General features: G+C 73.4%; 25 protein-coding genes and 1 riboswitch. Of the genes, 6 read left to right on the top strand and 19 right to left on the bottom strand.

Features of this window, described 5'->3' with window-relative positions; translation table 11 throughout:
• The first annotated feature begins 146 nt into the window (after positions 1 to 146).
• Positions 147 to 1,367 (top strand): aldolase, encoded by a 1,221-nt coding sequence (locus ABGB11_RS07185; RefSeq protein WP_347630070.1) that lies wholly within the window; start codon positions 147 to 149, stop codon positions 1,365 to 1,367.
• Positions 1,368 to 1,397: 30 nt separating this feature from the next.
• Here ABGB11_RS07185 and ABGB11_RS07180 read toward each other — a convergent pair whose 3' ends face one another.
• Genes ABGB11_RS07180 through ABGB11_RS07165 form a run of 4 tightly spaced genes read right to left on the bottom strand, consistent with a single transcriptional unit; the run spans position 1,398 to position 5,144 of the window.
• Positions 1,398 to 2,003 (bottom strand): nucleotidyltransferase family protein, encoded by a 606-nt coding sequence (locus ABGB11_RS07180; RefSeq protein WP_347630068.1) that lies wholly within the window; start codon positions 2,001 to 2,003, stop codon positions 1,398 to 1,400.
• A gap of 18 nt (positions 2,004 to 2,021) precedes the next feature.
• Positions 2,022 to 3,146, bottom strand: a complete 1,125-nt coding sequence (locus tag ABGB11_RS07175; RefSeq protein WP_347630066.1) for an XdhC family protein — start codon at positions 3,144 to 3,146, stop codon at positions 2,022 to 2,024.
• Positions 3,139 to 4,257: a VWA domain-containing protein gene (locus ABGB11_RS07170; protein WP_347630064.1), complete on the bottom strand. Its 1,119-nt coding sequence runs from the start codon at positions 4,255 to 4,257 to the stop codon at positions 3,139 to 3,141. Before ABGB11_RS07170 ends, ABGB11_RS07175 begins: the two co-directional genes overlap by 8 nt.
• A 2-nt stretch (positions 4,258 to 4,259) precedes the next feature.
• A complete protein-coding gene (locus tag ABGB11_RS07165) occupies positions 4,260 to 5,144 on the bottom strand; it encodes a MoxR family ATPase (RefSeq protein ID WP_347630547.1) in 885 nt (294 codons plus the stop codon).
• 135 nt (positions 5,145 to 5,279) lie between these two features.
• On the opposite strand from ABGB11_RS07165, the gene ABGB11_RS07160 reads away from it, so the two are divergent.
• The 4 genes from ABGB11_RS07160 to ABGB11_RS07145 are packed head-to-tail and all read left to right on the top strand — an operon-like array spanning position 5,280 to position 8,421.
• Positions 5,280 to 5,744: a hypothetical protein gene (locus ABGB11_RS07160; protein WP_347630062.1), complete on the top strand. Its 465-nt coding sequence runs from the start codon at positions 5,280 to 5,282 to the stop codon at positions 5,742 to 5,744.
• Positions 5,647 to 6,375, top strand: a complete 729-nt coding sequence (locus ABGB11_RS07155; RefSeq protein WP_347630060.1) for a molybdopterin-dependent oxidoreductase — start codon at positions 5,647 to 5,649, stop codon at positions 6,373 to 6,375. The genes ABGB11_RS07160 and ABGB11_RS07155 overlap by 98 nt, the downstream gene beginning before the upstream one ends.
• Before the next feature lie 10 nt (positions 6,376 to 6,385).
• A complete protein-coding gene (locus ABGB11_RS07150; protein ID WP_347630058.1) occupies positions 6,386 to 7,786 on the top strand; it encodes a selenium-binding protein SBP56-related protein in 1,401 nt (466 codons plus the stop codon).
• Complete coding sequence (locus ABGB11_RS07145) at positions 7,783 to 8,421, top strand: hypothetical protein (RefSeq protein ID WP_347630056.1); 639 nt, start codon at positions 7,783 to 7,785, stop codon at positions 8,419 to 8,421. Before ABGB11_RS07150 ends, ABGB11_RS07145 begins: the two co-directional genes overlap by 4 nt.
• 35 nt (positions 8,422 to 8,456) lie before the next feature.
• On the opposite strand, the gene ABGB11_RS07140 is transcribed toward ABGB11_RS07145, so the two are convergent.
• The 7 genes from ABGB11_RS07140 to ABGB11_RS07110 all read right to left on the bottom strand — a co-directional run bounded on the left by ABGB11_RS07140 (position 8,457) and on the right by ABGB11_RS07110 (position 13,510).
• Positions 8,457 to 9,041 carry a Uma2 family endonuclease gene (locus ABGB11_RS07140; protein ID WP_347630545.1) on the bottom strand — a complete coding sequence of 195 codons (585 nt, stop codon included), beginning with the start codon at positions 9,039 to 9,041 and terminating at the stop codon, positions 8,457 to 8,459.
• 102 nt (positions 9,042 to 9,143) lie between these two features.
• Entirely contained in the window at positions 9,144 to 9,590 is a 447-nt protein-coding gene (locus ABGB11_RS07135) for a PH domain-containing protein (protein ID WP_347630054.1), read from the bottom strand.
• Entirely contained in the window at positions 9,583 to 10,458 is an 876-nt protein-coding gene (gene hisG / locus ABGB11_RS07130) for an ATP phosphoribosyltransferase (protein ID WP_347630052.1), read from the bottom strand. The genes ABGB11_RS07135 and hisG overlap by 8 nt, the downstream gene beginning before the upstream one ends.
• Positions 10,459 to 10,549: 91 nt before the next feature.
• Positions 10,550 to 11,056: a 6,7-dimethyl-8-ribityllumazine synthase gene (gene ribH / locus ABGB11_RS07125; RefSeq protein ID WP_347630050.1), complete on the bottom strand. Its 507-nt coding sequence runs from the start codon at positions 11,054 to 11,056 to the stop codon at positions 10,550 to 10,552.
• A complete protein-coding gene (locus ABGB11_RS07120) occupies positions 11,053 to 12,279 on the bottom strand; it encodes a bifunctional 3,4-dihydroxy-2-butanone-4-phosphate synthase/GTP cyclohydrolase II (RefSeq protein ID WP_347630048.1) in 1,227 nt (408 codons plus the stop codon). Before ABGB11_RS07120 ends, ribH begins: the two co-directional genes overlap by 4 nt.
• Positions 12,276 to 12,920: a nicotinamide mononucleotide transporter family protein gene (locus tag ABGB11_RS07115; protein WP_347630046.1), complete on the bottom strand. Its 645-nt coding sequence runs from the start codon at positions 12,918 to 12,920 to the stop codon at positions 12,276 to 12,278. The genes ABGB11_RS07120 and ABGB11_RS07115 overlap by 4 nt, the downstream gene beginning before the upstream one ends.
• Positions 12,917 to 13,510 (bottom strand): riboflavin synthase, encoded by a 594-nt coding sequence (locus ABGB11_RS07110; RefSeq protein ID WP_347630044.1) that lies wholly within the window; start codon positions 13,508 to 13,510, stop codon positions 12,917 to 12,919. The genes ABGB11_RS07115 and ABGB11_RS07110 overlap by 4 nt, the downstream gene beginning before the upstream one ends.
• Positions 13,511 to 13,582: 72 nt before the next feature.
• Positions 13,583 to 13,713, bottom strand: a riboswitch (FMN riboswitch).
• Positions 13,714 to 13,886: 173 nt separating this feature from the next.
• Between ABGB11_RS07110 and ABGB11_RS07105 the strand changes: the two genes are divergently transcribed.
• Entirely contained in the window at positions 13,887 to 14,297 is a 411-nt protein-coding gene (locus ABGB11_RS07105; RefSeq protein ID WP_347630042.1) for a DoxX family protein, read from the top strand.
• Between the two features lie 71 nt (positions 14,298 to 14,368).
• On the opposite strand, the gene ABGB11_RS07100 is transcribed toward ABGB11_RS07105, so the two are convergent.
• From ABGB11_RS07100 to ABGB11_RS07065, 8 genes are all read right to left on the bottom strand, one after another.
• The gene (locus tag ABGB11_RS07100) at positions 14,369 to 15,022 is read right to left on the bottom strand and encodes an HAD-IA family hydrolase (RefSeq protein ID WP_347630040.1); all 654 of its coding nucleotides are present in this window, start codon (positions 15,020 to 15,022) and stop codon (positions 14,369 to 14,371) included.
• A 7-nt stretch (positions 15,023 to 15,029) separates the two neighbouring features.
• Positions 15,030 to 15,707 carry a ribulose-phosphate 3-epimerase gene (gene rpe / locus ABGB11_RS07095; protein WP_347630038.1) on the bottom strand — a complete coding sequence of 226 codons (678 nt, stop codon included), beginning with the start codon at positions 15,705 to 15,707 and terminating at the stop codon, positions 15,030 to 15,032.
• 12 nt (positions 15,708 to 15,719) lie between these two features.
• On the bottom strand, positions 15,720 to 16,658 hold the full coding sequence (locus ABGB11_RS07090; protein WP_347630036.1) for a phosphatase PAP2 family protein: 939 nt from the start codon (positions 16,656 to 16,658) through the stop codon (positions 15,720 to 15,722).
• A 14-nt stretch (positions 16,659 to 16,672) separates the two neighbouring features.
• Positions 16,673 to 18,079: a transcription antitermination factor NusB gene (locus ABGB11_RS07085; RefSeq protein ID WP_347630034.1), complete on the bottom strand. Its 1,407-nt coding sequence runs from the start codon at positions 18,077 to 18,079 to the stop codon at positions 16,673 to 16,675.
• Positions 18,079 to 19,005, bottom strand: coding sequence for a methionyl-tRNA formyltransferase (fmt, locus tag ABGB11_RS07080; RefSeq protein WP_347630032.1), 927 nt, complete (start codon positions 19,003 to 19,005; stop codon positions 18,079 to 18,081). Before fmt ends, ABGB11_RS07085 begins: the two co-directional genes overlap by 1 nt.
• Complete coding sequence (gene def / locus ABGB11_RS07075) at positions 19,006 to 19,551, bottom strand: peptide deformylase (protein ID WP_347630030.1); 546 nt, start codon at positions 19,549 to 19,551, stop codon at positions 19,006 to 19,008.
• 95 nt (positions 19,552 to 19,646) lie between these two features.
• Positions 19,647 to 21,455, bottom strand: coding sequence for a hypothetical protein (locus ABGB11_RS07070; protein WP_347630028.1), 1,809 nt, complete (start codon positions 21,453 to 21,455; stop codon positions 19,647 to 19,649).
• Between the two features lie 16 nt (positions 21,456 to 21,471).
• Positions 21,472 to 23,541, bottom strand: a complete 2,070-nt coding sequence (locus tag ABGB11_RS07065) for a primosomal protein N' (RefSeq protein WP_347630026.1) — start codon at positions 23,539 to 23,541, stop codon at positions 21,472 to 21,474.
• Positions 23,542 to 23,657: the final 116 nt, after the last annotated feature.

The following is a 23,657-nucleotide window of genomic DNA, read 5'->3' as shown; positions in this document are numbered from 1 at the left end:
TCCCCGCTGGGCGACCGCCGTAGCGATCACGGGCCGGATGTGGTCAGGGTCGGTTCCGCCCGTCGGATCCCCGGGAGGCGGCCGGGCGGGGCGCAGTTTCGCCGAGCCGGTTCCCTCCCCCGCCGCACGTGGGGGATCATGTTCGGGTGAACCTCAGCGTCTCCTCGTACGACGATCTGTCCGCGCGCATCGCCGCCGTCCGCGACGTCCACGGGGAGCGCTTCCCCGGGGGCGCGGAGGGCCGCCAGCCGGTGCACACCGTGTACGTGCCGGCCGACCGGTTCTCCCGCTCGACGCCCGCCGACTTCGGCGCCGAGGCGCTGCGGCTGCTGAACACGCACACGCCGGGCGCCGGGTCGTTCGGCGCCGCGTTCGGGCTCGACCCCGAGCTCGCCGGGCCGGTCCGCGAGCGGGTCGCGGCGAAGCTCACCGCCGAGCCGGTCGAGGACGTGCGGATCGACTTCGAGGACGGCTACGGCGTGCGCGACGACACCGAGGAGGACGCGCACGTCGACCAGGTCGTCGAGGCCGTCGCCGCCGCGTACCAGGTGAAGGGCCTGCCGCACTACTGGGGGCTGCGGGTCAAGTCGTTCGCCGACGGCGGCCACGAGCGGGCGATGCGGACCCTGGACGGGTTCCTGACCGCGCTGCGGGACCGGCTCGGCCGGCTGCCCGGCGGGTTCACCATCACCTTCCCCAAGGTGATGTCGGTCGAGCACGTCCGGCTGTTCGTGGAGTTCCTGGACCGGCTGGAGACCTCGCTCGGGCTGCCGCAGGGCATCCTGCGGTTCGAGATCCAGATCGAGACGCCCCAGGTGCTGCTGGACGACCGGGAGAACCGGACCGGGCTCCAGTCGTTCATCTCCGAGGCGAAGGGCCGGATCACCGCCGCCCACTTCGGTGTGTTCGACTACACCGCCGCCCTCGGGCTGCCGCCGCACGAGCAGCGGCTCGACCACCCGGCCTGCGACTTCGCCCGGCACATCATGCAGGTCTCGCTCGCGGGGACCGGCGTCCGGCTGTCGGACGGCTCCACGAACGTGATCCCCCGCAACGACGGCCCGGACGAGGTCAACGCGACCTGGGCGGTGCACGCCGCGCACGTCCGGCACTCGCTCCGGCACGGCTTCTACCAGGGCTGGGACCTGCACCCCGCGCACCTGCCGAGCCGGTACGCGGCCGTGTACGCGTTCCACCTGAGCGGCGTCGACGACGTCATCGGGCGGGTGCGCGCCTGGCACGAGCAGGCTTCGGGGAACGCGAGCGGCGTCATGGACGAGCCCGCCACCATCAGGGCGCTCACCGCCCGCCTCCGCCGCGCGGTCGACTGCGGCGCGCTGGACGAGAGCGTCCTGCCCGCGCCCTGACCAGGCCCGCGCCCGCCCAAGAGCGCGCCGTCACCGAGGCTCGCGGCGGTTGAAGGCGGCGTTCATGGCGGCGAGGTCGTCCGGGGTGTCGATGTCGTCGGGGGCGGCGACGTCGTCGCACGCGACCGGGGTGACCAGTTCGGGATGGGCGCGCAGGTACCCGCGCGCCCCCTGGTCGCCGACCGCGGCCTCCGCGACGCCGGCGAAGTGCCCGGCGCCCAGCAGGACGGGGTTGCGCGGCGCGCCGCCGTAGGTGGCGACGGCGATCTCGGCGCCCTCCTCGTACGCGGCGATCAGGCGCCGGACGGCGGCCGGCGTGACGAGCGGCTGGTCGACGAGCGCGACCACCGCGGCGGGGCAGCCCGGCGGCAGCGCGGCGAGCCCGGCGCGCAGGGACGACCCCATGCCGTCCCGCCAGCCCGGGTTGGGGACGACGACGGCGCCGATGACCTCGATCGGCTCGGCCCCCGCGACCACGACGACCGGCGAGCAGCCGGCGTCCCGCAGCATCCGCACGCCCCGGTCGACCAGGCGCTCGCCGTGCAGCTCCAGCGTCGCCTTGGGGCGGCCGAGGCGGCTGCCCTCCCCCGCCGCGAGCAGCAGGCCGGCCGGGCTCCCCTCACCGCGCAACGTCATCCGGTGAGAGTAGTGCCCTCAGGTGGCGTCGGCGTGGATCCGGCCGCTGGTGTCGGTCAGCGGGCGGCCGGAGCCGCCCCAGCGGAGCTGGACGAGCTCCGCCGCGATCGACACGGCCGTCTCCTCCGGCGTCCGGGCGCCGAGGTCGAGCCCGATCGGCGAGCGCAGCCGCCCGAGCTCGGCCTCGGACAGGCCCGCCTCGCGGAGCCGCGCCAACCGGTCGTCATGGGTGCGGCGGGAGCCCATCGCGCCGACGTAGCCCGCGCCGGTGCGCAGCGCCACCTCCAGCAGCGGCACGTCGAACTTGGGGTCGTGGGTGAGAACGCAGATCGCCGTCCGCTCGTCGATGGCGGCGCGGGTCTCCTCCAGGAACTTGTGCGGCCACTTCACCACGACCTCGTCCGCCTCGGGGAACCGCTTCGGCGTCGCGAACACGGGCCGCGCGTCGCACACCGTCACGTGGTACCCGAGGAACTTGCCGATCCGCGCGACCGCCGCCGCGAAGTCGATCGCGCCGAAGACCAGCAGGCGGGGCGGCGGGGCGAAGGAGTGCACGAACACGGTCAGGTCGTCCAGCCGGCGCTCGCCCTCGGGGCCGTAGTGGCGCTGCCCGGTGATCCCCTGCGCGAGCATGCCGCGCGCGTCGTCGTCGACCGCGGCGTCGAGGCGGGCGGCGTACGGTTCGCCGGGTGCGAGCGACCCGGCCGCCCGGTCGGTCCAGATGACGCGGCGGGCGCCGATCCGGCCCGGGCCGGCGACGACGGTCGCGACCGCGACGGGCTCGTGCGCCTCGATCGCCGCGGCGACCTCCGCGAACTCGGGAAAGGTCTCGGGGCCGACCGGCTCGATCAGGACGTCCAGGATCCCGCCGCAGGTCAGGCCGACGGCGAAGGCGTCGTCGTCGCTGACCCCGTACCGCTGGACGACGGGCTCGCCGGTCTCCAGCACCGACTGCGCCAGGTCGTAGACGGCGCCCTCGACGCAGCCGCCGGACACGCTGCCCGCGACCTCCCCGCCCGGCGAGACGGCCATGGCGGCGCCCGGCGGGCGCGGCGCGCTGCGGAAGGTGTTCACGACGGTCGCGAGACCGAACGTCTCCCCGGCCTCGTACCACCGGGCGATGTCGTCCAGGACGTCACGCATGAAGCCTCCCCTCTCCGGAGCCCGCCACGAGGCGGGCCAGCTCCTCCAGCGCCCCGAGGCTGTGCCCGGACGTGAAGTCGTCGACGTGCGGGAGCGCCGCCGCCATGCCCGCCGTCAGCGGCTCGTACCCGGGCCGCGCCTTGTGCGGGTTCGCCCACACGACCCGGTGCGCGAGCCGGTGCAGCCGCGCCATCTGCGCGCCGAGCAGCGCGGCGTCGCCGCGCTCCCAGCCGTCCGAGGCGATCACCACGATCGCGCCGCGGGCCAGGCCGCGCTGCCCGAACCGGTCGAGGAACTCCTTCAGCTCCTCGCCGAGCCGGGTGCCGCCGCTCCAGTCCGGGATGCTCGCGGACGCCGCCGCCATCGCCGCGTCCGGGTCGCGGTGCCGCAGCTCGCGGGTGAGGCGGGTCAGCCGCGTCCCTGCGCTGAAGACCTCCACGTCCCGGCCTCCGGAACGGGCCGCGGCGTGCGCGAACCGCAGCAGCGCGTCCGCGTACGGGCTCATCGACCCGCTGACGTCGACGATCAGGACGACGCGCCGCGGGCGCGTGCGGTGCGTGCGGTGCCGCAGCAGGGACGTCTCGCCGCCGCGGCGCAGCGTCTCCCGGACGGTCCGGGCGGGGTCGAGGCGGCCGGTGGAGGCGGGCGCGAACCGCCGCGACCTGCGCCGCTCGGCGCCCGCGTCCAGCAGCGCGATGAGCCGCGCGACCTCGGCGCGCTCGGCGGCGCTCAGCCGCGCGACGTCCCGGTCGCGCAGCACCTCGACCTCGCTGGCCGTGGCGGCCTTCAGCTCCCCGGCCTCGTCCTCGCCGCCCTGCGCGCCCGGGTCGGGCATCGTCATCCGGCGGACGACCACGGGCGGCGGCCTCCGCCCCGGCCGCACGGTCGCGCCGGAGAAGTACGCGGCGAAGCACCGGTCGTAGCGGGCGAGGTCGTCGGGGTCGGCGCACAGCGTCAGCCGCCCGGCCCAGTAGACGTCGCGCGGGTCGAGGACGTCGAGGTGGTCGAGCGCCGCCAGCATCGCCTGGACGCGCTCGGGGTCGGCGGCCCCGCCCGCCGCGCGCACCGTCCTGGCGAAGCCGACCATCGTCTCGGTGACGTCCCGCTCCACGGCTAACCCCCGTTGAGCAGTGCCTCGAGCCCGCCGCCGAGCACGCGCTGCTGGTCCTCGCGGTACTTCAGGACGGCGCCGAGCGTCACCGCCGCCGTGCCCGGGTCCAGCTCGCGGACGCCGAGGGCGACGAGGGCCTCGGTCCAGTCCAGGGTCTCGGCGACGCCGGGCGGCTTCAGCAGGTCGGTGCCGCGCATCCGCTGCGCGACGCGGGCGACCTGCGCGGCGAGCCGCTCCGCCGCGTCCGGCAGCCGCCGCCTGATGATCGCGACCTCGCGGTCGAACGACGGGTGCTCCAGCCAGTGGTAGAGGCAGCGGCGCTTCAGCGCGTCGTGCACCTCGCGGGTGCGGTTGGAGGTGACCACGACGACGGGCGGTTTCTCGGCCCGGATCGTGCCGAGCTCCGGGACGGTGATCGTGAAGTCGCTGAGCACTTCGAGGAGGAACGCCTCGAACTCGTCGTCGGCGCGGTCCAGCTCGTCCACCAGCAGCACGCTCGGGGACGTCTCCAGCGCCTGCAGGAGCGGGCGGGCCAGCAGGAACCGGCGGTCGTAGAGCTCCCCCTCCAGCCGCGCCACGTCGCTGACGCCCGCGGCCTCCGCGGCCCGCAGGTGGAGGAGCTGGCGCGGGAAGTCCCAGTCGTAGAGCGCCTGGGAGGCGTCCAGCCCCTCGTAGCACTGCAGCCGGATCAGCGGGGCGCCGAGGCCCCGCGCGAGCGTCTTGGCCAGCTCGGTCTTCCCGACGCCGGCCTCTCCTTCCAGGAACAGCGGCCGCCCCATTCGCAGCGCGAGGTAGCACGCGGTCGCGAGCCCCTCGTCGCACAGGTAGGCATGCCGGTCGAGCAGGCCCGCGAGCTCCGCGGGCGATCCGACCTGGTCCACGGTCATCGGCGCCGCCTCCCCCACGGATCACAGGCTACTCAGCCTGAGACGGAACTCACACGCCCGGGCCGTCTCCGATTTTTCCTGGTAAATGAGTAGGGAAAGTTGACTTTCGGACGGGCGCTGAGCAGCATCGGGTGCATGCGATCCGGTGACCAGGATGACTGTGATCTGACCGACGAGGCGACCTACGAGAGCGTCCGCGCGCCCTCCCGGCGCGGGCTGCTGCGGATGTCCGCGGGCGCGGGGCTGACCGCGGGGCTGGGCGGCGGGCTGTCCGCCGCGTTCGGCGCCGCCCCGGCCGCCGCCGCGACGGGCATCGTGAAGCCCCTGCCGCCGGAGTGGTTCATCGACCACGGCTCGAACGCCGAGACGCGGTGGGAGGCCATGCGCGGCCAGGGCCACCTCACGCCCGCCGACCGCTTCTTCGTCCGCAACCATTCGGCCACGCCGCTCATCGACGCGCGCACCTGGAGGCTCAGGCTGTGGGGCACGGGCCGCCATCGGCGTGGCCCGATGGCGCGGGGTCCGGCTGTCGGCCGTGCTGCGCCGCGCAGGTATCACCCGCGAGGCCGTGGACATCCTGCCGCGCGGGTTGGACGCTGAGTACGTGGACAAGGGCGAGAACCTCGGCCGCGTGCGACGTCCCCTTCCGGTGGCGAAGGCCATGAAGGACGTCCTCCTCGCCTACGAGATGAACGGCGCGCCCCTGCCGCCCGACCACGGTTTCCCCGTCCGCCTCGTCGTCCCGTCGTGGGCGGGCATCGCGAACATCAAGTGGCTCGGCGACATCCAGGTCGCCGACGAGCCGCTGTTCTCGCCGTGGAACACCCGCTACTACCGGCTGTTCGGGCCCTCCTACCCGGAGGAGGGGTCCCCGCCGCTGACCCGGATGAACGTCAAGTCGGCGTTCGAGCTGCCCTGGGACGCCACCCTGCCGGCCCGTCCGCGGCTCCTGCACGGCCGGTCCTGGTCGGGCAACGGGCGGATCCGGCGGGTCGAGGTCAGCGCGGACGGCGGGCGGACCTGGCGCCCCGCGCGGCTGCCGGACCGCCACCCGAACCCGCGCGGCTGGGTCCGCTGGGAGTCGCCCTGGCACCCCGACGGCCCCGGACGGTACGAGCTCCTGGCGAGAGCCACCGACGAGACCGGCGTGACCCAGCCCGCGACCGTCCCCTACAGCACGCTCGGCTACCTCTTCGGCGCCGTCGTCAGGCACCCGGTCACCCTCACCTGAAAGGACCCCCATGGCACTGTGGAAGCCGGACCCGACCTTCTACGCCTCCCCCCGCGACGCCGCCTCCGCCCCGCCGGAGAAGCTCGCCTACGTGGCCGCGTTCGACCGGGCCGCGGAGAAGCCGGACGCCATCGCGGTCCTGGACGTCGACCCGGGCTCGTCCTCCTACGGCTCCGTCGTCGGCTGGACCGACCTGCCCTACCTCGGCGACGAGCTGCACCACTTCGGGTGGAACGCGTGCAGCAGCGCCCTGTGCCCCGGCTCCCCGCACCCGCACGTGGAGCGCCGGTACCTGATCGTCCCCGGGCTGCGATCGTCGCGGGTGTACGTCATCGACACCAAGGACGACCCCGCCGCACCGAAGATCATCAAGACGCTGGAGCCGGACGAGCTGGCCAAGCGCGCCGGGTACTCGCGCCCGCACACCGTCCACTGCGGGCCCGAGGGCCTCTACCTGACGGCCCTCGGCGGCGCGAAGGGCGAGGACGGCCCCGGCGGGATCGCCCTGCTCGACCACACCTCCTTCGAGGTCCTCGGACGCTGGGAGGTCGACCGGGGCCCGCAGTACCTCGCCTACGACGCGTGGTGGCACATCGCGCACGACGTCCTGATCACGTCCGAGTGGGGCACGCCCTCCATGGTGGAGGACGGCGTCGTCGGCGAGCTCCTCCTCGGACGCAAGTACGGGCACTCGCTGAACTTCTTCGACCTGCGCAAGCGCAAGCACGTCCAGACCGTGGACCTCGGCGACGAGCACCAGATGGTCCTCGAACTGCGTCCCGCACACGACCCGACCAAGCTGTACGGGTTCGCGGGCGTCGTCGTCAGCGTCGAGGACCTGTCGGCGTCCATCTGGGTCTGGCACCGCGACGGGGACGCGTGGGCGGCCACCAAGGTCATCACTATCCCCGCCGAGCCGGCCGACGCGGCGGACCTGCCGCCGGTCATCCAGCCGTTCGGCGCGGTGCCGCCGCTCGTCACCGACATCGACCTGTCCGTCGACGACCAGTGGCTGTACGTGTCGTGCTGGGGTACCGGCGAGCTGAAGCGCTACGACGTCAGCGACCCGTTCAACCCGGTCGAGGCCGGCTCGGTCCGCATCGGCGGCATCGTGAACCGGACCGCGCACCCTGCCGCACCGGACACGCCCCTCGCAGGCGGCCCGCAGATGGTCGAGGTCAGCCGCGACGGCGAGCGCGTCTACGTCACCAACTCCCTCTACGGCTCGTGGGACGACCAGTTCTACCCCGACGGCGTCGGCGCCTGGATGGCCAAGCTCGACTCCACCCCGGACGCCTTCTCCTTCGACGAGCGGTTCTTCCCCAACGGCGACGACTTCCGCGGGCGCCGCCCGCACCAGACGCGCCTCCAGGGCGGTGACGCGTCCTCGGACTCGTACTGCTACCCGTGAACGACGGATCGCTCGCCGCGCTGGTGGCGCTCGGCGCGTTCCACGGCCTCAACCCCGCCATGGGCTGGCTGTTCGCCGTGGCCCGCGGCCTCCAGGAGCGCAGCCGGTCCCTCGTGCTGCAGTCGCTCCCGGCGATCGCCGCGGGCCACGCCGCCTCCGTCAGCGCGGTCGCGATCCTCGTCGCGCTCACCCGCTCCGTCGTCGCGACCCAGGCGGTCGCGATCGGCGGCGGCGCGCTCCTCGTCGGCTTCGGCCTGTGGCGGCTGCTGTCCCAGCGCCACTTCCGCTGGGTCGGCATGCGGATCTCGCTGTGGCAGCTCGCGGGCTGGTCGTTCCTGATGTCGTCGGCGCACGGCGCGGGCCTCATGCTGCTGCCCGTCCTGACCTCGTCCGGAACGGCCCCCGCGGGCCACGACCACGGCCTGGCGTCGTCCTCGGGCAGCGCCCTGTCCACGGGCGTCTTCGTCACCGCCGTCCACACCCTCGCGATGTTCGCCGTCGCCGGCGTCATCGCCGTCCTCGTCTACGAGATCGTCGGCCTGGCCATCCTCCGCCGCGCCTGGTTCAACCTGGACCGCCTCTGGGCCGCCGCCCTCATCACCGCCGGCACGATAACCGTCCTCACTGCCCTCTGATCACCGAGGCGGCCCATCAGCGGCCGACGAATCGATTAACGGCGCCTGCCGATGGTGCTGATGTCGATATCGATGTCGAAGGGCACGTTCACCTTAAGCCGGTCATGGTAAATGCCGGTCGGAGTATAGGAACAACCCGCCGGGTCGAGTTCGTACACGTACACGACCGTCCGACCGTCCTCGTCCTCCACCCGCCAGAAATGCTTGATGCCGGCCGTCGCGTACCGGCGCGGCTTGGTGTCCCGGTCGCGGATCATCGATTCCGGTGAAACCGCCTCGACGGCTAGGACGACGTCCTCCGGGAAGTAGTACGTCGAGGGATCGGTCCGCTCGTATGCCTCCGCGGTCACCACCAGCACGTCCGGTTCGGGCGCCTGGCGCTTGGCCAGCCGGATCACCATCTCTCGTTCGGCGCGCCATCCTTCGGGCGCCTGCCGATCGAGCTCGTACGTCAGCATGGTGAGGACGCGGCTGTGCCACTTCTCCTGCGGACTCACGAAGACCAGGCTCCCGTCGATCAGCTCCGTGTGCCGGGGCAGACCGCGCATGCGCAGGAAGTCGTCGGCCGTGTAGCCGCCCGGCGGGGGGATCACCCAGTCTGGCAGCGGCTCAAGTTCCATGTGGCCACTTTCCGTGATCGCTTCCACACTCTGAGCGCTCATGAGCCCACTGTCGCACACGAACGCGTCCCTGGTCCGGGCAACAGCCTAAGCCAGGGGTTCTCAGGCGGGGTCGGGGGCTTCGCCTCGGGTGTGGAGGAGGAGCTGGAGTTCGGCGAGCTGGCGGGCGGCGAGGGTCTTCTCGGCGCCGTTGATCCCCATCGCGCCGATGGAGGTGCCGTCGGCGAGGTCGAGGGTGGGCCAGGGTTCGCCGGGGCTCATGGTGACGTCCACGACCTCGGGCCATTCGAGGCGGCGGGTGCGGAAGGCGTTGACGACCGTGAGGCCGGACTCGTCGGCGGTGACGCGGCAGCGGGCCAGCATGTGCAGGATCCACGCGATCAGCGCGCCGAACGCGACCATCAGGATCCGGTCGAACAGCTTGAACTGCGGCGCCACCGCCACGGCGAGCACGATCAGGCCGAGCATGATCACGCCCGCCGTGGCGTAGGCGACGAGCCGGGTGGTGCGGGGACGCCACACGGTCGGCAGCGCCGGAGCGTCAGTCAACGATCTTCGCGATGGGGATCTCGAGGATGTCGTGCGCGCCCGCGGCCTTGAGCGCCGGGATCAGCGTGTTGACGCCGCGCTTGGCGACCACGGACTCCACGGCGTTGGACTCGCCGCCGGCGAGCGAGGTGACCGTCGGCGACGCCATGGCGGGCATGATGTCGAGGACCTTCTGCAGGTCGGCCTGCGCGACGTTCAGCTTCAGGAGCACCTTGCCGCGGGCGCGGATCACGCCCTGCAGGAGGAGGGCGATGTCCTCCATCGCGGCGCGCTTCTCCGCGTCCTCGTAGGCGTCGCGGTTCGCGACCAGCTCGGTGTAGCTGGTCAGCAGCGTGTCGAGGATGCGCAGGCCGTTCTTGCGCAGCGACGAGCCGGTCTCGGTGAGGTCGACGATCGCGTCCACGATGTCGGGCACCTTCGCCTCGGTCGCGCCGTAGGACGGGACGACGGTGGCCTTCACGCCGTGCTGGTCGAGGAAGCGCCTGGTCATCGCCGGGAACTCGGTCGAGATCCGGACGCCCTCGGGCAGGTCGGACACCGACTGCCAGGGCGCGCCGTCCGGCACCGCCATGATCACGCGGACCGGGTTGGCGGTCGCCTTGGAGTACTTCAGCTCGCCGAGGCTGACCACGTCGGCGTCGGTCTCGGTGATCCAGTCGCGGCCGGTGATGCCGAGGTCGAAGAGCCCCTGTTCGAGGTAGGTCGGGATCTCCTGCGGGCGCAGGACCCGGACCCGGTCGATGCGGGGGTCGTCGATGGAGGCGCGGTAGTCGCGGTCCGACGTCCGCTGGACGGTGAGGTCGGCGGCGTCGAACAGCTGCATGGTCGCCTTCTCCAGCGACCCCTTGGGCAGGACGAGTGACAGCACGGACTTGCCTTTCGGATGAGATGCGTACGGGATACCGGGGACGTTCAGAAGCCCAGATGCGAGTCATTCAGGGGCGGAGCCCCTGTACCCGCTACAAATGCTCCTGGTCGTGCCCCGCGTGACCGTGATGCCGCAGCCCTCGCAGGGTCAGTGCCGTGTCGAGTGCGGCCACAGTCGCCTCCCATCCCTTGTCCTCGGAGCTGCCCGGCAGCCCGCTGCGTTCCAGTGCCTGCTCCATGGTGTCACACGTGAGGACCCCGTTTCCCACCGGAGTCGACTCGTCGAGGGCGACGCGGGTCACACCGGCGGTCACCGAGTCGCAGACGTAGTCGAAATGGGCGGTCGCGCCCCGGATGACCGCGCCCAGGCAGACGACGGCGTCGAAGTCGCGGGCGAGCTGCTGGGCGATCACCGGCAGTTCGAGGGCGCCGGCGACGCGGGCCACTACGGGCTCGTCGATGCCGCACGCCTTGGCGGCGGCGAGCGCGCGTTCGAGCAGCTGGTCGGTGATCCTGGGGTGCCAGCGGGTGCAGACGACGCCGAGCGTCAGCCCGGTCGCGTCGACGGTGATGTCCTCGGGGCGTCCCGCGCCGCTCATGAGAGTCCCTCGATCTGGTGTCCGAGACGGTCGCGCTTGACCGTCAGGTAGCGCCGGTTGTGCTCGGTGACGATGACGGGCATGGACTCGCGTCCCCGCACCTCCACGCCGAAACCGTCGAGGCCCTTCAGCTTCTCCGGGTTGTTGGTGAGCACCCGGATGGAGCGTACGCCCAGATCACGGAGCATGTGCGCGGCGTTGGAGTACTCGCGCGCGTCGGCGGGGAGCCCGAGCTCCAGGTTGGCGTCCACGGTGTCGGAGCCGTTGTCCTGGAGCGCGTAGGCCTGCAGCTTGGCGAGCAGGCCGATGCCGCGTCCCTCGTGGCCGCGCAGGTACAGGATGATGCCGCGACCCTCTTCGGCGATGCGCTCCATGGCGGCGTCGAGCTGGGTTCCGCAGTCGCAGCGCTCGGAGTGCAGGACGTCGCCGGTGAGGCATTCGGAGTGGGCCCGGATCAGGACGTCCTCGCCGTCGCCGACGTCGCCGAGGACGAGGGCGATGTGCTCGCCGCCGTCGATGGCGCTGGAGAAGCCGACCGCCTTCCACGCGCCGTACCGGTTGGGCAGCCGGGTCTCGACGACGCGGGTGACCATCGCCTCGGTCCGCCGGCGGTATTCGGCGAGTTGTTCGATGGAGATGAGCTTGAGCCCGTGCTCCTTGGCGAAGATCTGGAGTTCGGGCAGGCGCGCCATGGTGCCGTCCTCGTTCACCACCTCGGCGAGGACGCCGGCGGGGGTGAGCCCGGCGAGACGGGCGAGGTCGACGGCGGCCTCGGTGTGCCCGCGCCGCCGCAGGACGCCGCCCTCCCGGTAGCGGAGCGGGAAGATGTGGCCCGGGCGGACCAGGTCGCTCGGCTCGGAGGCCGAGTCGCACAGGGTGCGGATCGTCCGGGCCCGGTCGGCGGCGGAGATGCCGGTGGTGACGCCGAGGCGGGCGTCCACGCTGATCGTGTACGCGGTGCGCATGCGCTCGGTGTTCTGCGCCGTCATCAGCGGGATCTGGAGCCGGTCGAGGTCGGCGCCCTCCATCGGGACGCAGATGACGCCGCTGGTGTAGCGGATCGTGAACGCGAGCAGCTCGGGCGCCGCCTTCGCCGCGGCGAAGATGATGTCGCCCTCGTTCTCGCGGTCCTCGTCGTCGACGACCACGACGGGGCGCCCCGCCGCGATGTCCGCGACCGCCCCCTCGATCGAGTCGAAGATCCCTGTGTCGTCGCCGCTCATGCGGTCACCGCCTTCTGCCCGAGGGCCTGCCCGCCCCGGGACTCCCGGAGCCAGTTCCTGTACCCGACCATCACCATGACGAAGAAGATCCCGTAGACCGCGCCGGACACGTACAGCCCGGACCTGAGCGCCAGCGGCACCCCGACCAGGTCCACGAGCACCCAGACGATCCAGAAGTCGACCAGCGCGCGGCTCTGCGCGAACGTCGCGACCGCGCTGCCGACGAAGATGTAGGCGTTCGCCCACGGCGACCAGGCGATCCTCAGCCAGTCGAGGTGGACGAACAGCTCGGCGACGACCGCCGTGCCGATGACGAGCGCGCCGACCAGCACGGCACGTTCCTTGAGCGTCGCCTGCCGGACGACGAGGCCGCCGGCGGTGTCGCGCCGCCCTCGCGTCCACATGACCCATCCGCTGAGGGCGAGCCCGATGAACAGCACCTGTTTGAGGGCGTTGCCGGGGACGTGCGCGTGCATCGACGCGGCGAGCAGCAGGAGCGCGCCGGCCAGCTGCACTGGCCACGTCCAGAGGGTCTTGCGCATGGCGAGCCAGACGACGGCGAGCGAGAGCACGTTGCCGGACAGGTCGGTCCACAGGATGTGCTCGCCGAACACCTCGAAGCCCGCGCCGAGCCAGTTCACGACCGGTCGCCCATCATGCGCTCGACGTACTTGGCGACGACGTCCACTTCGAGGTTCACGGGGTCGCCCGGCTGCTTGTGGCCGAGCGTGGTGAGCACGAGCGTCGTCGGGATGAGCGCCACGCTGAACCGGTCATCGGCGGCCTCTACGACGGTGAGGCTGATGCCGTCGACGGTGATGGAGCCCTTGTCGACCAGGTAGCGGCTCAGGTCCAGGGGGAGGGACACCGTGACCACGTCCCACCGCTCCCCCGGCTCGCGGGAGAGGATCTCGCCCACGCCGTCCACGTGGCCCTGGACGAGGTGGCCGCCGAGCCGGTCGGAGAGCCGGACGGGGCGTTCCAGGTTGACCTTGGAGCCCGGTTCCAGCGCGCCGAGGCCGGACTTGTCGAGGGTCTCCTTGATGACGTCGGCGGTGAAGGCCCCGTCCTTGACGTCCACCACGGTGAGACAGACGCCGTTGACGGCGATCGACGCGCCGTGCACGGCGTCCTCGGTGACGAGCGGCCCGCGGACCGTGAGCGTGACCGAGCCCCCCAAGGGGTCGACCGCCACGATCTCGCCGAGCTCCTCGACGATGCCGGTGAACATCTCCCGGGCCTCCCTGTTCAAAGGCTCCGGGGGACGTACGATCGTCGGCGCACGCCCCTGGCCAGGGGCGTACCGCGCGCTGCCTCCCATCCGGACTTTCACCGTCGGTCCCGGAGTTCCACCGGGTCAACCGGCCGATGGATTCGGCCGGGTCGCGGACTGTCACCGCCGGTTCGGAATTTCACCGACCCCGGAGCACGCGTTCATGCTTTGCCAACCAGTGTGCCACGCATTCTCTTCCCCGCTCTTGTGACCATCGCCACGGTCACCGGGGCGCCCCGCCGAAAGGTAGATACTTAAACGTTCAACGATCTTCGACCGGGGGTAGATGACGGGACACACGTGACGCCTGACGACATTCCCCCTGGAGGCAGTCATGGACGTCGTCGCCCTCATCGCCCGCATCGCCTTCGCGGCGCTCTTCGCCGGCGCCGCCGTCGGTCACCTCACCGCCACCGAGGCGATGGCCGGCTACGCGGCGGCCAAGAAGCTCCCGATGCCGAGGCTCACCGTCCAGGTGTCGGGCGTCTACATCCTGGTGGCGGCGGTCCTTCTCGCCCTCGGCGTCTGGCCCGACCTCGCCGCGATCGCCTTCGTCCCCTTCCTGCTCATCACGGCCTTCGTCTTCCACGACTTCTGGAGTCAGGAGTCGCCGGAGACGCGCCGGCAGGAGCAGATCCACTTCAACAAGGAGATCGCGCTCGTCGGCGGGGCCCTCGCCCTGTTCGCCCTCTACGCGTCGGACGAGCACCCCGGCCTCACCCTGGTGGGCCCGCTCTTCGGCTGAGGCCCGTACCGCCCGACCCCGTGCCGCCGGGCCCGTGGTGACCGCCATCCTGCCCGGCCCGGCGGCGCGGCCTACTCGCCCAGAGGTCGGCCGGCGGTGACGTGGAGGCCGTCCGGGGCGGCCGTCACGCGGGTCAGGTCCCGGACGATGTGGTGGGCCTCCGTCAGGGATTCCTGCGCATGGCTCGTGAGCACCGCGAGGACGGTGGCTCCCGCGGACCGGCCCGCGGCTATGCCGGCGGGTGCGTCCTCGATGACGACGCACCCGGACGGAGCCACGCCCAGGCGCCCGGCCGCCTGGAGGTAGCCGGACGGGTCCGGTTTGCCGGACGAGACGTCATCGGCGGTCACCACGACCGGCGGGAGCGGCACACCGGCCACCTCCGTGCGGGCCTTGAGCTGCGCCCTGTCCATCGAGGTGACGAACGCGTGCGGCAGGCCGTTCATGGCCGCCAGCAGGTCCACGGCGCCGGGCAGGGCGGTGATGCCGTCGGTGCGGGCCGCTTCCAGGGCGTCCAGGCGGGCGGTGGCCTCGCTCACCTGCTCCGGCGGGAGGAAGTCGGCCACGCGGTCGCTCGTCCGGCGGCCATGGGCGTCCGACAGGAACTCGTCCGGATCGATGCCGTACTCGGCGGCCCACTCGCGCGCCGCGCGCTCGACGAGCGGCGTGGAGTCGACGAGGGTGCCGTCCACGTCGAACAGGACGGCATCGCACGAGAGGATCACCAGGAGATCACCAATCGGCTTTGGCGGTCGCCTCTTCCGCCTGGGCGCGCAGCCTGCGCACGGCCTCGGCGGGGTCGTCGGCCCCGTAGACCGCGCTGCCGGCGACGAAGACGTCGGCTCCCGCGTCGGCGCAGCGCTCGATGGTCCCGGCGCTGACACCGCCGTCGACCTGGAGCCAGACGGGGAGGTCGCGGCCCTTGATGAGCTCCCGGGCACGGCGGATCTTGGGCAGGACGACGTCCAGGAAGCTCTGGCCGCCGAAGCCCGGCTCGACGGTCATGAGCAGCAGCATGTCGATCTCGCCGAGGAGGTCCTCGAAGCCGTCGACCGGGGTCGCCGGGTTGACGCCGAGGCCCGCCCGCGCGCCCGCGGAGCGGATGGCGCGCAGGGTGCGGACGGGGGCCTTCGCCGCCTCGGCGTGGATGGTGACGCTCTTCGCCCCCGCCTCGGCGTACTCCGGCGCCCAGCGGTCGGGATCCTCGATCATCAGATGGCAGTCGAGCGGCAGCGCGCTGTGCTTGAGCAGTGCCTGCACGACGGGCAGCCCGAGGGTGAGGTTCGGGACGAAGTGGTTGTCCATGACGTCGACGTGCACCCAGTCGGCGGTGCCGGCGATGCGGGCGACGTCCTCGGCCAGGCGGGCGAAGTCGGCGGACAGGATGCTTGGGGCGATCTGAGGAGCCATGATGCCCCGAGTCTATGGGCGCAGTTCGGCCCGTTCGTCACCCGGGCGGGTGAGACGGCGGGTGGAGCGGGCGGCCAGCCCCGTCCGGACGAAGACCTCCGGCGCGCCGGCCGTGACCCAGAGGACGAGCAGGGCCTGGACGACGAAGGCCTGGACCGGGTGGGTGCCCTCGAAGAAGGCGATGGCCGCGGCGCCGGCGAGCCCTACCGGCAGGCGCGCGAGACGCTGCCAGGCCTTCCCGCCCGGCTCGAACCAGCCGCGGGCGGCGAGGATGGACAGGCCCATGAGAGCGCCGCAGACGGCGCCGGAAGCCTGGGCCGGCTCGGTCACGGTCACCGGCTCGGTGACTCCGCCCGCCGCTCTGATGGCCTCCGCCCAGGCCTGCGGCCAGCGCCAGTCCTCGAGGCGTTCCGCCGCGCCCCAGCCCGCGGCCAGGAGCAGCAGGGAGGCCGCCAGGGAGAGCGCCATCTGCATCGCCAGATGCTGCCGTCTCCACCATGGGACGACGACGGGTTCCAGCCCCAGGACGGCCACCAGGAGGACCAGGCCGATCCCCCATCCCGCCGCGACCTGGCCGATCGAGTGGACGCCGAGGTAGACGCGGGAGACGCCGATCAGCAGGATCATGACCGCGGCACCGGCCCACAGCACCCACCGCCTGCTCTGGGCGGCGAGGAAGCCGTAGCCCACGATGCCGTTCTGGGCGTGCCCCGAGGGCATCCCGAAGGACGTCAGCGACTGCTCGCCCTTGATGCCGGGGTCCGTCCAGTAGGGGCGGGGGTCGTGGAAGACGAGCTTGAGCAGCGAGTTGACGGTCGCGCCGAGCAGCAGGACGACCGACGCCCGCGCGGCGAGGCGCGGCGTCACGCACCAGAAGAGCGCCAGCAGCAGCGGAACGTAGAAGGCCGCGCTGCCCAGGTACGACACGAACTCCATGAAGCCGGTCAGCACGGATCCCCCAAGCGCTAGGTGCGGCGTAGAAGGGCCAGGAACATCGCGTCGGTGCCGTGCCGGTGCGGCCAGAACTGCGCGTACGGGCCGTCCCCCACGCCGGTGAGCCGCGGCGCGATCGATGTCAGGGTCGCCGGGGCGTCGAGCCGTTCGACGTCGTCGCGCCCGCGCAGGACGTCGTCCACCACGACACGGGTCTCGGCCAGGTGGGGGGAGCAGGTGACGTAGGCGACCACACCACCGGGCCGCACGGACTCCAGCGCCGTCGCGAGCAGCTTCCTCTGCAGCGGGCCGAGCTCGGCGACGGACTCGGGCCCGCGGCGCCAGCGCGCCTCGGGGCGGCGGCGCAGCGCGCCCAGACCGGTGCAGGGGGCGTCCACCATGACCCGGTCGAACGTGCCCGGACGCCAGGCCGGGGCGGTGCCGTCGGCGGCGACCACGCCGGCGCGGTCGTCCACCGCCCGCCGGACGAGGCCGGCGCGGTGCGGCTGGAGGTCGGCCGCCAGGAGCCGGGCGTCCCGCCGGGTCGCCAGGGCGGAGAGGAGCCCGGCCTTTCCGCCGGGGCCCGCGCAGAGGTCGGCCCAGCGCGCGTCCGGGCCGTCGAGGGAAGCCTCGACCAGGGCGAGGGTGACCATCTGGCTGGCCTCGTCCTGGACGGCGGCGCGCCCATCGCGGACCGCCTCGATGCCCGCGGGATCGCCCTCGGCCAGAACCGCGGCATAGGGCGAGTAAGGAGCGGGCTCCGCCCCTCCGTCGTACAGCTCCTGCGGGGCGGCCCGGCCTGGACGCGCCACCAGGGTCACCCGGGGGCGGGCGTTGTCCGCGACGAGGAGGTCGTCGATCTCGTCCGGTCCGACGGCGTCCCGCAGGGCGGAGACGATCCACTTGGGATGGCTGTGCGCGACCGACAGGCGGGTCGTGGCGTCGGCGTCCGCGGGGGCGACGATCTGCAGCCAGGCGTCCAGGTCGCGCGTCGCGACCTTCCGCAGCACCGCGTTGGCGAACTTGGCCTGGCCTGGACCGGAGACGGTCCGGGCCAGTTCCACGGTCGTGCCGACGGCGGCGTGCGGCGGGATGCGCGTGGCGAGGATCTGGTGGGCGCCGAGGCGCAGGACGTCCAGGAGCGGCGCGTCGATGCGGCGCAGCTCGCGGTCGCTGCACAGCGAGAGCACCGCGTCGTAGGTCCCCCGGCCGCGCAGGGTGCCGTAGGTCAGCTCGGTGGCGAGGGCCGCGTCGCGCCCGGTCAGGCCGCGGTCGCGCAGGCGGCTGGGCAGCAGGAGGTTGGCGTACGCGTCGCGGGTCTCGACCGCCCGGATCACGTCGAAGGCCGTGCGGCGGACGAGGTCCTGGGGGCGGCCCGTCTTGCGGGGACCGCCCGGTCGGCGGTTCTGCGCGCGGCGGCGGTTGCGGGCGGGGGGCATCAGTGCAGAGCGTCCTTGCCGGTGAGGGTGACGCCGCGGATCCAGTCGGTGGCGGGCATGCGGCGCTTGCCCTGCGGCTGCACCTCGCCGAGGGCGACGGGATGCGTCCCGGTGCCCACCAGCACCTCGTTCTTGCCCGCCCGGATCTCGCCGGGCGCCGGCGCGGCGGCGTCCGGCACCGGGCGGACGGGCCCCAGCTTGACCCGCGTCTCGCGGAACGTCGTCCAGGCGCCGGGCGCGGGCGTGCAGGCGCGGACGAGGCGGTCGATGTGCAGGGCGGGGCTCTTCCAGTCGACGCGGCCGTCCTCGGGCGTCAGCTTCGCCGCGTGGGACACGCCCTCGGTCGGCTGCGGCCGGGGCTCCAGAACACCGGCCTCGATGCCGTTCATGGTGTCGAGCAGAAGGTTCGCGCCGGCGACGGCGAGCCGCTCCAGGAGGCCGCCGGAGGTGTCCGTCGGCCGGATCGGCTCGGTGAGGACGCCGTAGACCGGGCCCGTGTCCAGCCCTTCCTCGATCTGGAAGGTGGCCGCGCCCGTCACGTCGTCGCCGTGCAGGATGGCGCGCTGGACGGGCGCCGCCCCGCGCCAGGCGGGCAGCAGCGAGAAGTGCAGGTTCACCCAGCCGTACCGGGGGATCTCCAGGGCCTCGCGGGGCAGCAGGGCGCCGTAGGCGACCACGGGGCAGCAGTCGGGCGCGATCTCGCGGAGCCGGTCCAGGAACGCGGGATCGCGGGCCTTCTCCGGCTTCAGCACCTCGACGCCCGCCTCGGCGGCGAGCGCGGCGACCGGGCTGGGGCTCAGCCGCCGCCCGCGGCCCGCACGGCCGTCCGGGCGGGTCACCACCGCCGCGACCTCGTGCGTGGACTCCAGGAGGGCGGTCAGGGACGGGAGCGCCGTCTCAGGGGTCCCGGCGAAGACCAGCCGCACCTAGATCGCCTTCCCGAGGGTGGGGTGCGGTGACTCCTTGACGACGGGCGCCGGGTCGCCGAACCACTCGGCCTCGCGGATCGCCTTCATCGCGGCCTTGCGCTGCTCCGGGTCCATCCGGTCGATGAAGATGATCCCGTCCAGGTGGTCGGTCTCGTGCTGCACGCACCGGGCCAGCAGGTGCGTGCCCTCCAGCGTGATCGGCTCCCCGTGCATGTTGAAGCCCTTCGCGACCACGCCGACGGAGCGGGGCGTGGGGAAGGCGAGGCCGGGCAGCGACAGGCAGCCCTCGTCGTCGGTCTCCTGCTCGTCCGACAGGTCGAGCGTCGGGTTGACGACGTGCCCCAGGCGGTCGTCGACGTAGTAGGTGAACACGCGCAGGCCCACGCCGAGCTGGGGCGCGGCCAGGCCGGCGCCCGGCGCGTCGATCATCGTGTCGGTGAGGTCCTTGACGAGCTGGCGCAGCTCCTTGTCGAAGTCCTTCACCGGCTCCGCGGGCGTGCGCAGCACGGGGTCGCCGAAGAGGCGGATGGGCTTGACGGCCAACGAGGACTCCGTTTCCTGCGAGATTCTGCGGCTTGCGAGCGAAGTGGGACGCGGCCTCCAGTCTACGGAGGCGCTCCCCTTGTTTTTCACGCCGTTCACACGCCGCGGTGCGCTCCCTGGCTCGCCGAGCGGGCCTTGTAGGCGGCGGTGCGGGCGGCCTTGGCAGTGGCCTTGTCCGGATGGTGGGCGCCCAGGGCCTCCAGGACGTCGGCCGCGCCGGGATGCTGGGTGCGCCACAGCTCGTCGACCATGGTCCTCATCTCCGCCTCCGGCGGCGCGTCGATCAGGGCGGCCTCGACCGCCTCCTCCGGTTCGGCGGTCTCCAGCATCCCGGCGACCGTGTCGACGAACACCCAGAGGTACTCCTCGCGGGCCAGCTCCCGCCCGGCCGGGTCGCCCGCGGCGTTGAGCCACATCACGGCGTAGGGCGACACGAGCGGATGCTCCCGCGCGGCGCGGACGACCCCGGCCGCCTCCGGCCCGATCCGGTGCAGGACCGCGGCGGCGAGGTTGCGGGCGCCCGGGCCGCCGGTCCGCATGACGTCCAGCAGGTCGGCGGCGGCGTCCTTGAGGTCGTGGGCGGCCAGCCAGCCGTCGATCTCCTCGTCGGCGGCCTCCGGCCGGTACCAGGTCAGGCCCTCGATCAGCTCGGACGCGCGCGCCCCGGCCAGCTCCCCGACGACGGGGGCGGTGAAGCCGTCCGCGACGAGCAGCTCCCTGACCGCCCACACGCCGAGGGGCGTCAGCGCCAGGCCCTTGCCGGACGGCTCGACGATCCCCCAGTCCTCCAGGGTCGACAGCTCCAGGTGGCACGCGTCCGACACGAGGGCGAACATGGTGTCGGCGTCGGTGAGGTCGTAGGCCTCCTCGACGTGCCCGAGGAGGGCCGCGACCAGCTCCTCGGGCCCGGTGGGCCCCTCCTGCTCGTACAGGTGGATGAGGACTCCGGTCAGCTCGTTCTGGACGAGCTCGACCGCGTCCAGGCCGTCCGCGTAGTCGTGCCTCGGCACCACGAGGGCGTCGAACAGCGGCAGCCAGGCGGCGAGCAGCTCCGCGCCGTCGCCGGACTCCAGCTTCGCCAGGGCCGGCCCCGGGCGGGCGGTGCCCTGCTCCGCCGCGATGACGTTCGCCTCCATGGCGGCCCACCACAGCCGCTCCAGCCGGCCCTCGTCCTCCATCTGGCCGTACGTCCGCGGCGTCTCCAGGCCGAGGGCGGCACGGGCGGCAGCGGCGTCGTCCCGGGTGAGCGTGTCGTGCTCGGTGAGGGCCCGCTCGCCCGCCCAGCCTGCGAGGGCCAGGACGGCCGCGGTCAGGCGCGAGCGGCGCGCCGCGTCCGCCAGCTCGGCCTCCGGCGCCAGCCTGGCGGGCGGCACGACCAGCTCGCCGGCCTGCCTCAGGTACTCCTCGGTGCGGGCGTAGCGCTCCTCCTCGGGCCGCTCCTCGAAGTCGCGGACCCACGCGTCGACGGCCTCCTGGTCGTCCAGGGAGACCCCGTCGGCCTGCATCAGCCCGGCGATGACCTCGGCCGCCGCCTGCCGCTCCTCGCTGTCGACCGCGGTGACGACCTCGGTGAACTCGGGCGCGGTCCGGTCGATCTCCGCCTCCAGGGCGCCGGCGTCCGCCTCGGGGACGGCGCCCGTGTCGCGCAGGAAGGCGACGATCCGGCGGAGTGCGTCCAGGACGGTGGGGACGTCGTCGCGCCCGGCGACCACCGCCTCGGGGAACGCCTCCAGCAGCAGCTCGCGGACGCCGGCCGGGGTCAGCGCCTCCGGCCCTGGGAGCTCCAGGTCCTCGCGCGCCAGGTCGAGCAGGATGCGCACGCCCTGGTCGTCCAGCGTCTCGCCGCGTTCGTCCGCCCACCGCCGCAGGTCGGCGGCGGTCGTCTCCACCCAGTTGTCGGCCACCCGAGAACCCTATTGGTCAGATCAGCTCCAGGGGGTCGATCTGGACTCGCACGGTCTCCGTCGCCTTGCGCGCGCTGCGCACTCCCTGGGCCTCCTTCAGCGCGCGCGCCAGCGCGAGCCCCGCGGCACGGGGCACGCGTATCAGCGCGCGCTCCTTCTCCTGGACGTCGGTACCCGCCTGCGGGACGGGCACGGGCCCGAGGACCTCCGCGCCGTCCGGCAGCCGGGCGTCCGCCAGGAGCTCCCGTATGGCGGCGGGCGACGCGGTCAGCGACGCCATGCGCGTGGCGGGCGGGAAGCCCGCCTCCTTGCGCTCGGCCAGTTCCCGCTCCGCGTAGGTGACCGGGTCCCACCGGACGAGCGCCTGGACGGCGGGCAGCGCCCCCTCGGCGGCCACGATCACGGGCCCCTGCGGCCGGACGAGCGACGCCGCGTTCATCCAGCGCCGGAGCGTCTCCTCGCCCGCGCGCAGATCCGGCCGCCCGAGCAGCACCCAGCCGTCCAGCAGGAGCGCGGCCGTGTAGCCGGCGTCCGCGTGCGGTTCGGCTCCCGGGGTGGACACCACGAGGGCCCGTTCCGGGCCGATCTGGTCGAGGACGGCGTCCCGCCCGGACGTGCGCACCGCCACGCCGGGGAACGCCCTGCCCAGCTCCTCCGCCGTGCGTTTGGCGCCCACCACGACCGCGCGCACCTGGAAGAAGCCGCACTCGGGGCAGTGCCAGTCTCCCGCGATATGGCCGCACCAGCGGCAGTACGGGGCGGCGTGGGACGAGGCCAGCGCCAGCGGCCCCTGGCACGCCCGGCACTGGGCCGGCGTGCGGCACCGCCCGCACGCGATGCCCGGCACGTATCCGCGCCTGGGGACCTGCACGAGGACGGGACCGTGCTCCAGAGCCTGCCTCGCGGCCTCGAACGCGACGTTCGGCAGGCGGGCCGTGCGGGCGGCGGCGTCCCGCGCGAGCTGCGCGTCCTCCCCCACGTACCGGACGCGCGGCATCACCGCCCGGACACGTTCCCGGTCGGCGGCGAGCGTGTGCGCCCAGCCGGTCTCCACCAGCTGCGTGGCGTCGGTGGTCCTGGTGAACCCGCCGATCAGCGCTCCGGCGCCCGCCCGGTGCGCGCGCAGGGCCAGCACGTCACGGGGATGCGGGTAGGGCGCGTGCGGTTCGGCGTGCACGTCGTCGCCGTCGTCCCAGAGCACGACCAGGCCGAGATCCGCGACGGGCGCGAACATGGCGGCGCGGGTGCCGACGACCGCCCGCGCCTTGCCGCGCAGCGCGGCCAGCCATCGGCGGTAGCGCTCCGCGGGCCCCAGCTCGGCCGTCAGGGCGACGTGCAGCCCCTCCCCCAGCTCCGCCTTCAGCGCCGCATCGACCCGCGCCACGTCGCGGCCGTCCGCGACCACGACGAGCGCACCGCGACCACCGGCGAGCGTGGTGGCGACGGCCCGCGCTATCGCGGCCGTCCAGCCGGGCCCCGGTAGCGCGGTCCAGACGGCTCGCGGCGCCTTCCCGGCGGCCAGCGCTCCCACGAAGGACGCTCCGGCCGGATAATCCCGCCAGGGGCCGGCGTCCGCCGGCTCGGGCGGGGCAGGCTCGCCCTCCGCCACCGGCTCGGCCTCCACGCGTGCGTGCCGGGGCGGGACGGCCAGGCGCAGGACGTCCGCGAACGTGCCCGCGTACCGTACGGCCACCTCCCGCACGAGTGCGGCGATCTCCGGTGTGAGGACGGGCTCGGGCGAGGTGACCCGCTCCAGGAACAGCAGCTTGCCGTCGTGGTCGCTCTCGGCGACCCGCTCCAGCACGAACCCGTCCACCAGCTGCCCGGCGAAACGCACCCGCACCCGGCAGCCGGGGACCGCCTTGGCGTCCAGCTCGGCGGGCACCAGGTAGTCGAAAGGGCGGTCCAGATGCGGGAGCGACATGTCGACCGCGATCCGCGCGACGGGCCGCTCCCCGGCCGGGCGGCGCGCCCCCTTCTTGCCGGACTTGGCGGTCTTACCGGGCTTCTTCGGCTTGTCGGCGGATGTCCGCGGAAGGGCGTCCAGCCCCGGGATCAGGTCCGTTCCCCCGCCGTCCTTGGTCACGCCCCCGTCCTACCAGATCGATCCGACAGGCGACCCCGCGCGCTAGGGTTGGTCCGTCTGAACGGGGGTGCGCACAGTTTCTGCCGGCCCATTGCCCGATGTCTCCCGCGCCCTCG

It is taken from the genome of Actinomadura sp. B10D3, assembly GCF_039871695.1.
In the GTDB taxonomy this organism is placed as follows: Bacteria; Actinomycetota; Actinomycetes; order Streptosporangiales; family Streptosporangiaceae; genus Spirillospora; species Spirillospora madurae.
Note: the sequence above shows the minus strand (reverse complement) of the source record. Positions and strands in the feature narration are given on the sequence as shown.

Bases quoted from the DNA above. Each gene is read 5' to 3' on its own strand.
- ABGB11_RS07180 (WP_347630068.1), bottom strand. From the start codon at position 2,003: ATGACGTTGCGCGGTGAGGGGAGCCCGGCCGGCCTGCTGCTCGCGGCG.
- ABGB11_RS07175 (WP_347630066.1), bottom strand. From the start codon at position 3,146: ATGCGTGACGTCCTGGACGACATCGCCCGGTGGTACGAGGCCGGGGAG.
- ABGB11_RS07165 (WP_347630547.1), bottom strand. From the start codon at position 5,144: ATGACCGTGGACCAGGTCGGATCGCCCGCGGAGCTCGCGGGCCTGCTC.
- ABGB11_RS07160 (WP_347630062.1), top strand. From the start codon at position 5,280: ATGCGATCCGGTGACCAGGATGACTGTGATCTGACCGACGAGGCGACC.
- ABGB11_RS07150 (WP_347630058.1), top strand. From the start codon at position 6,386: ATGGCACTGTGGAAGCCGGACCCGACCTTCTACGCCTCCCCCCGCGAC.
- ABGB11_RS07140 (WP_347630545.1), bottom strand. From the start codon at position 9,041: ATGGAACTTGAGCCGCTGCCAGACTGGGTGATCCCCCCGCCGGGCGGC.
- ribH (WP_347630050.1), bottom strand. From the start codon at position 11,056: ATGAGCGGCGCGGGACGCCCCGAGGACATCACCGTCGACGCGACCGGG.
- ABGB11_RS07120 (WP_347630048.1), bottom strand. From the start codon at position 12,279: ATGAGCGGCGACGACACAGGGATCTTCGACTCGATCGAGGGGGCGGTC.
- ABGB11_RS07110 (WP_347630044.1), bottom strand. From the start codon at position 13,510: ATGTTCACCGGCATCGTCGAGGAGCTCGGCGAGATCGTGGCGGTCGAC.
- ABGB11_RS07105 (WP_347630042.1), top strand. From the start codon at position 13,887: ATGGACGTCGTCGCCCTCATCGCCCGCATCGCCTTCGCGGCGCTCTTC.
- rpe (WP_347630038.1), bottom strand. From the start codon at position 15,707: ATGGCTCCTCAGATCGCCCCAAGCATCCTGTCCGCCGACTTCGCCCGC.
- ABGB11_RS07085 (WP_347630034.1), bottom strand. From the start codon at position 18,079: ATGCCCCCCGCCCGCAACCGCCGCCGCGCGCAGAACCGCCGACCGGGC.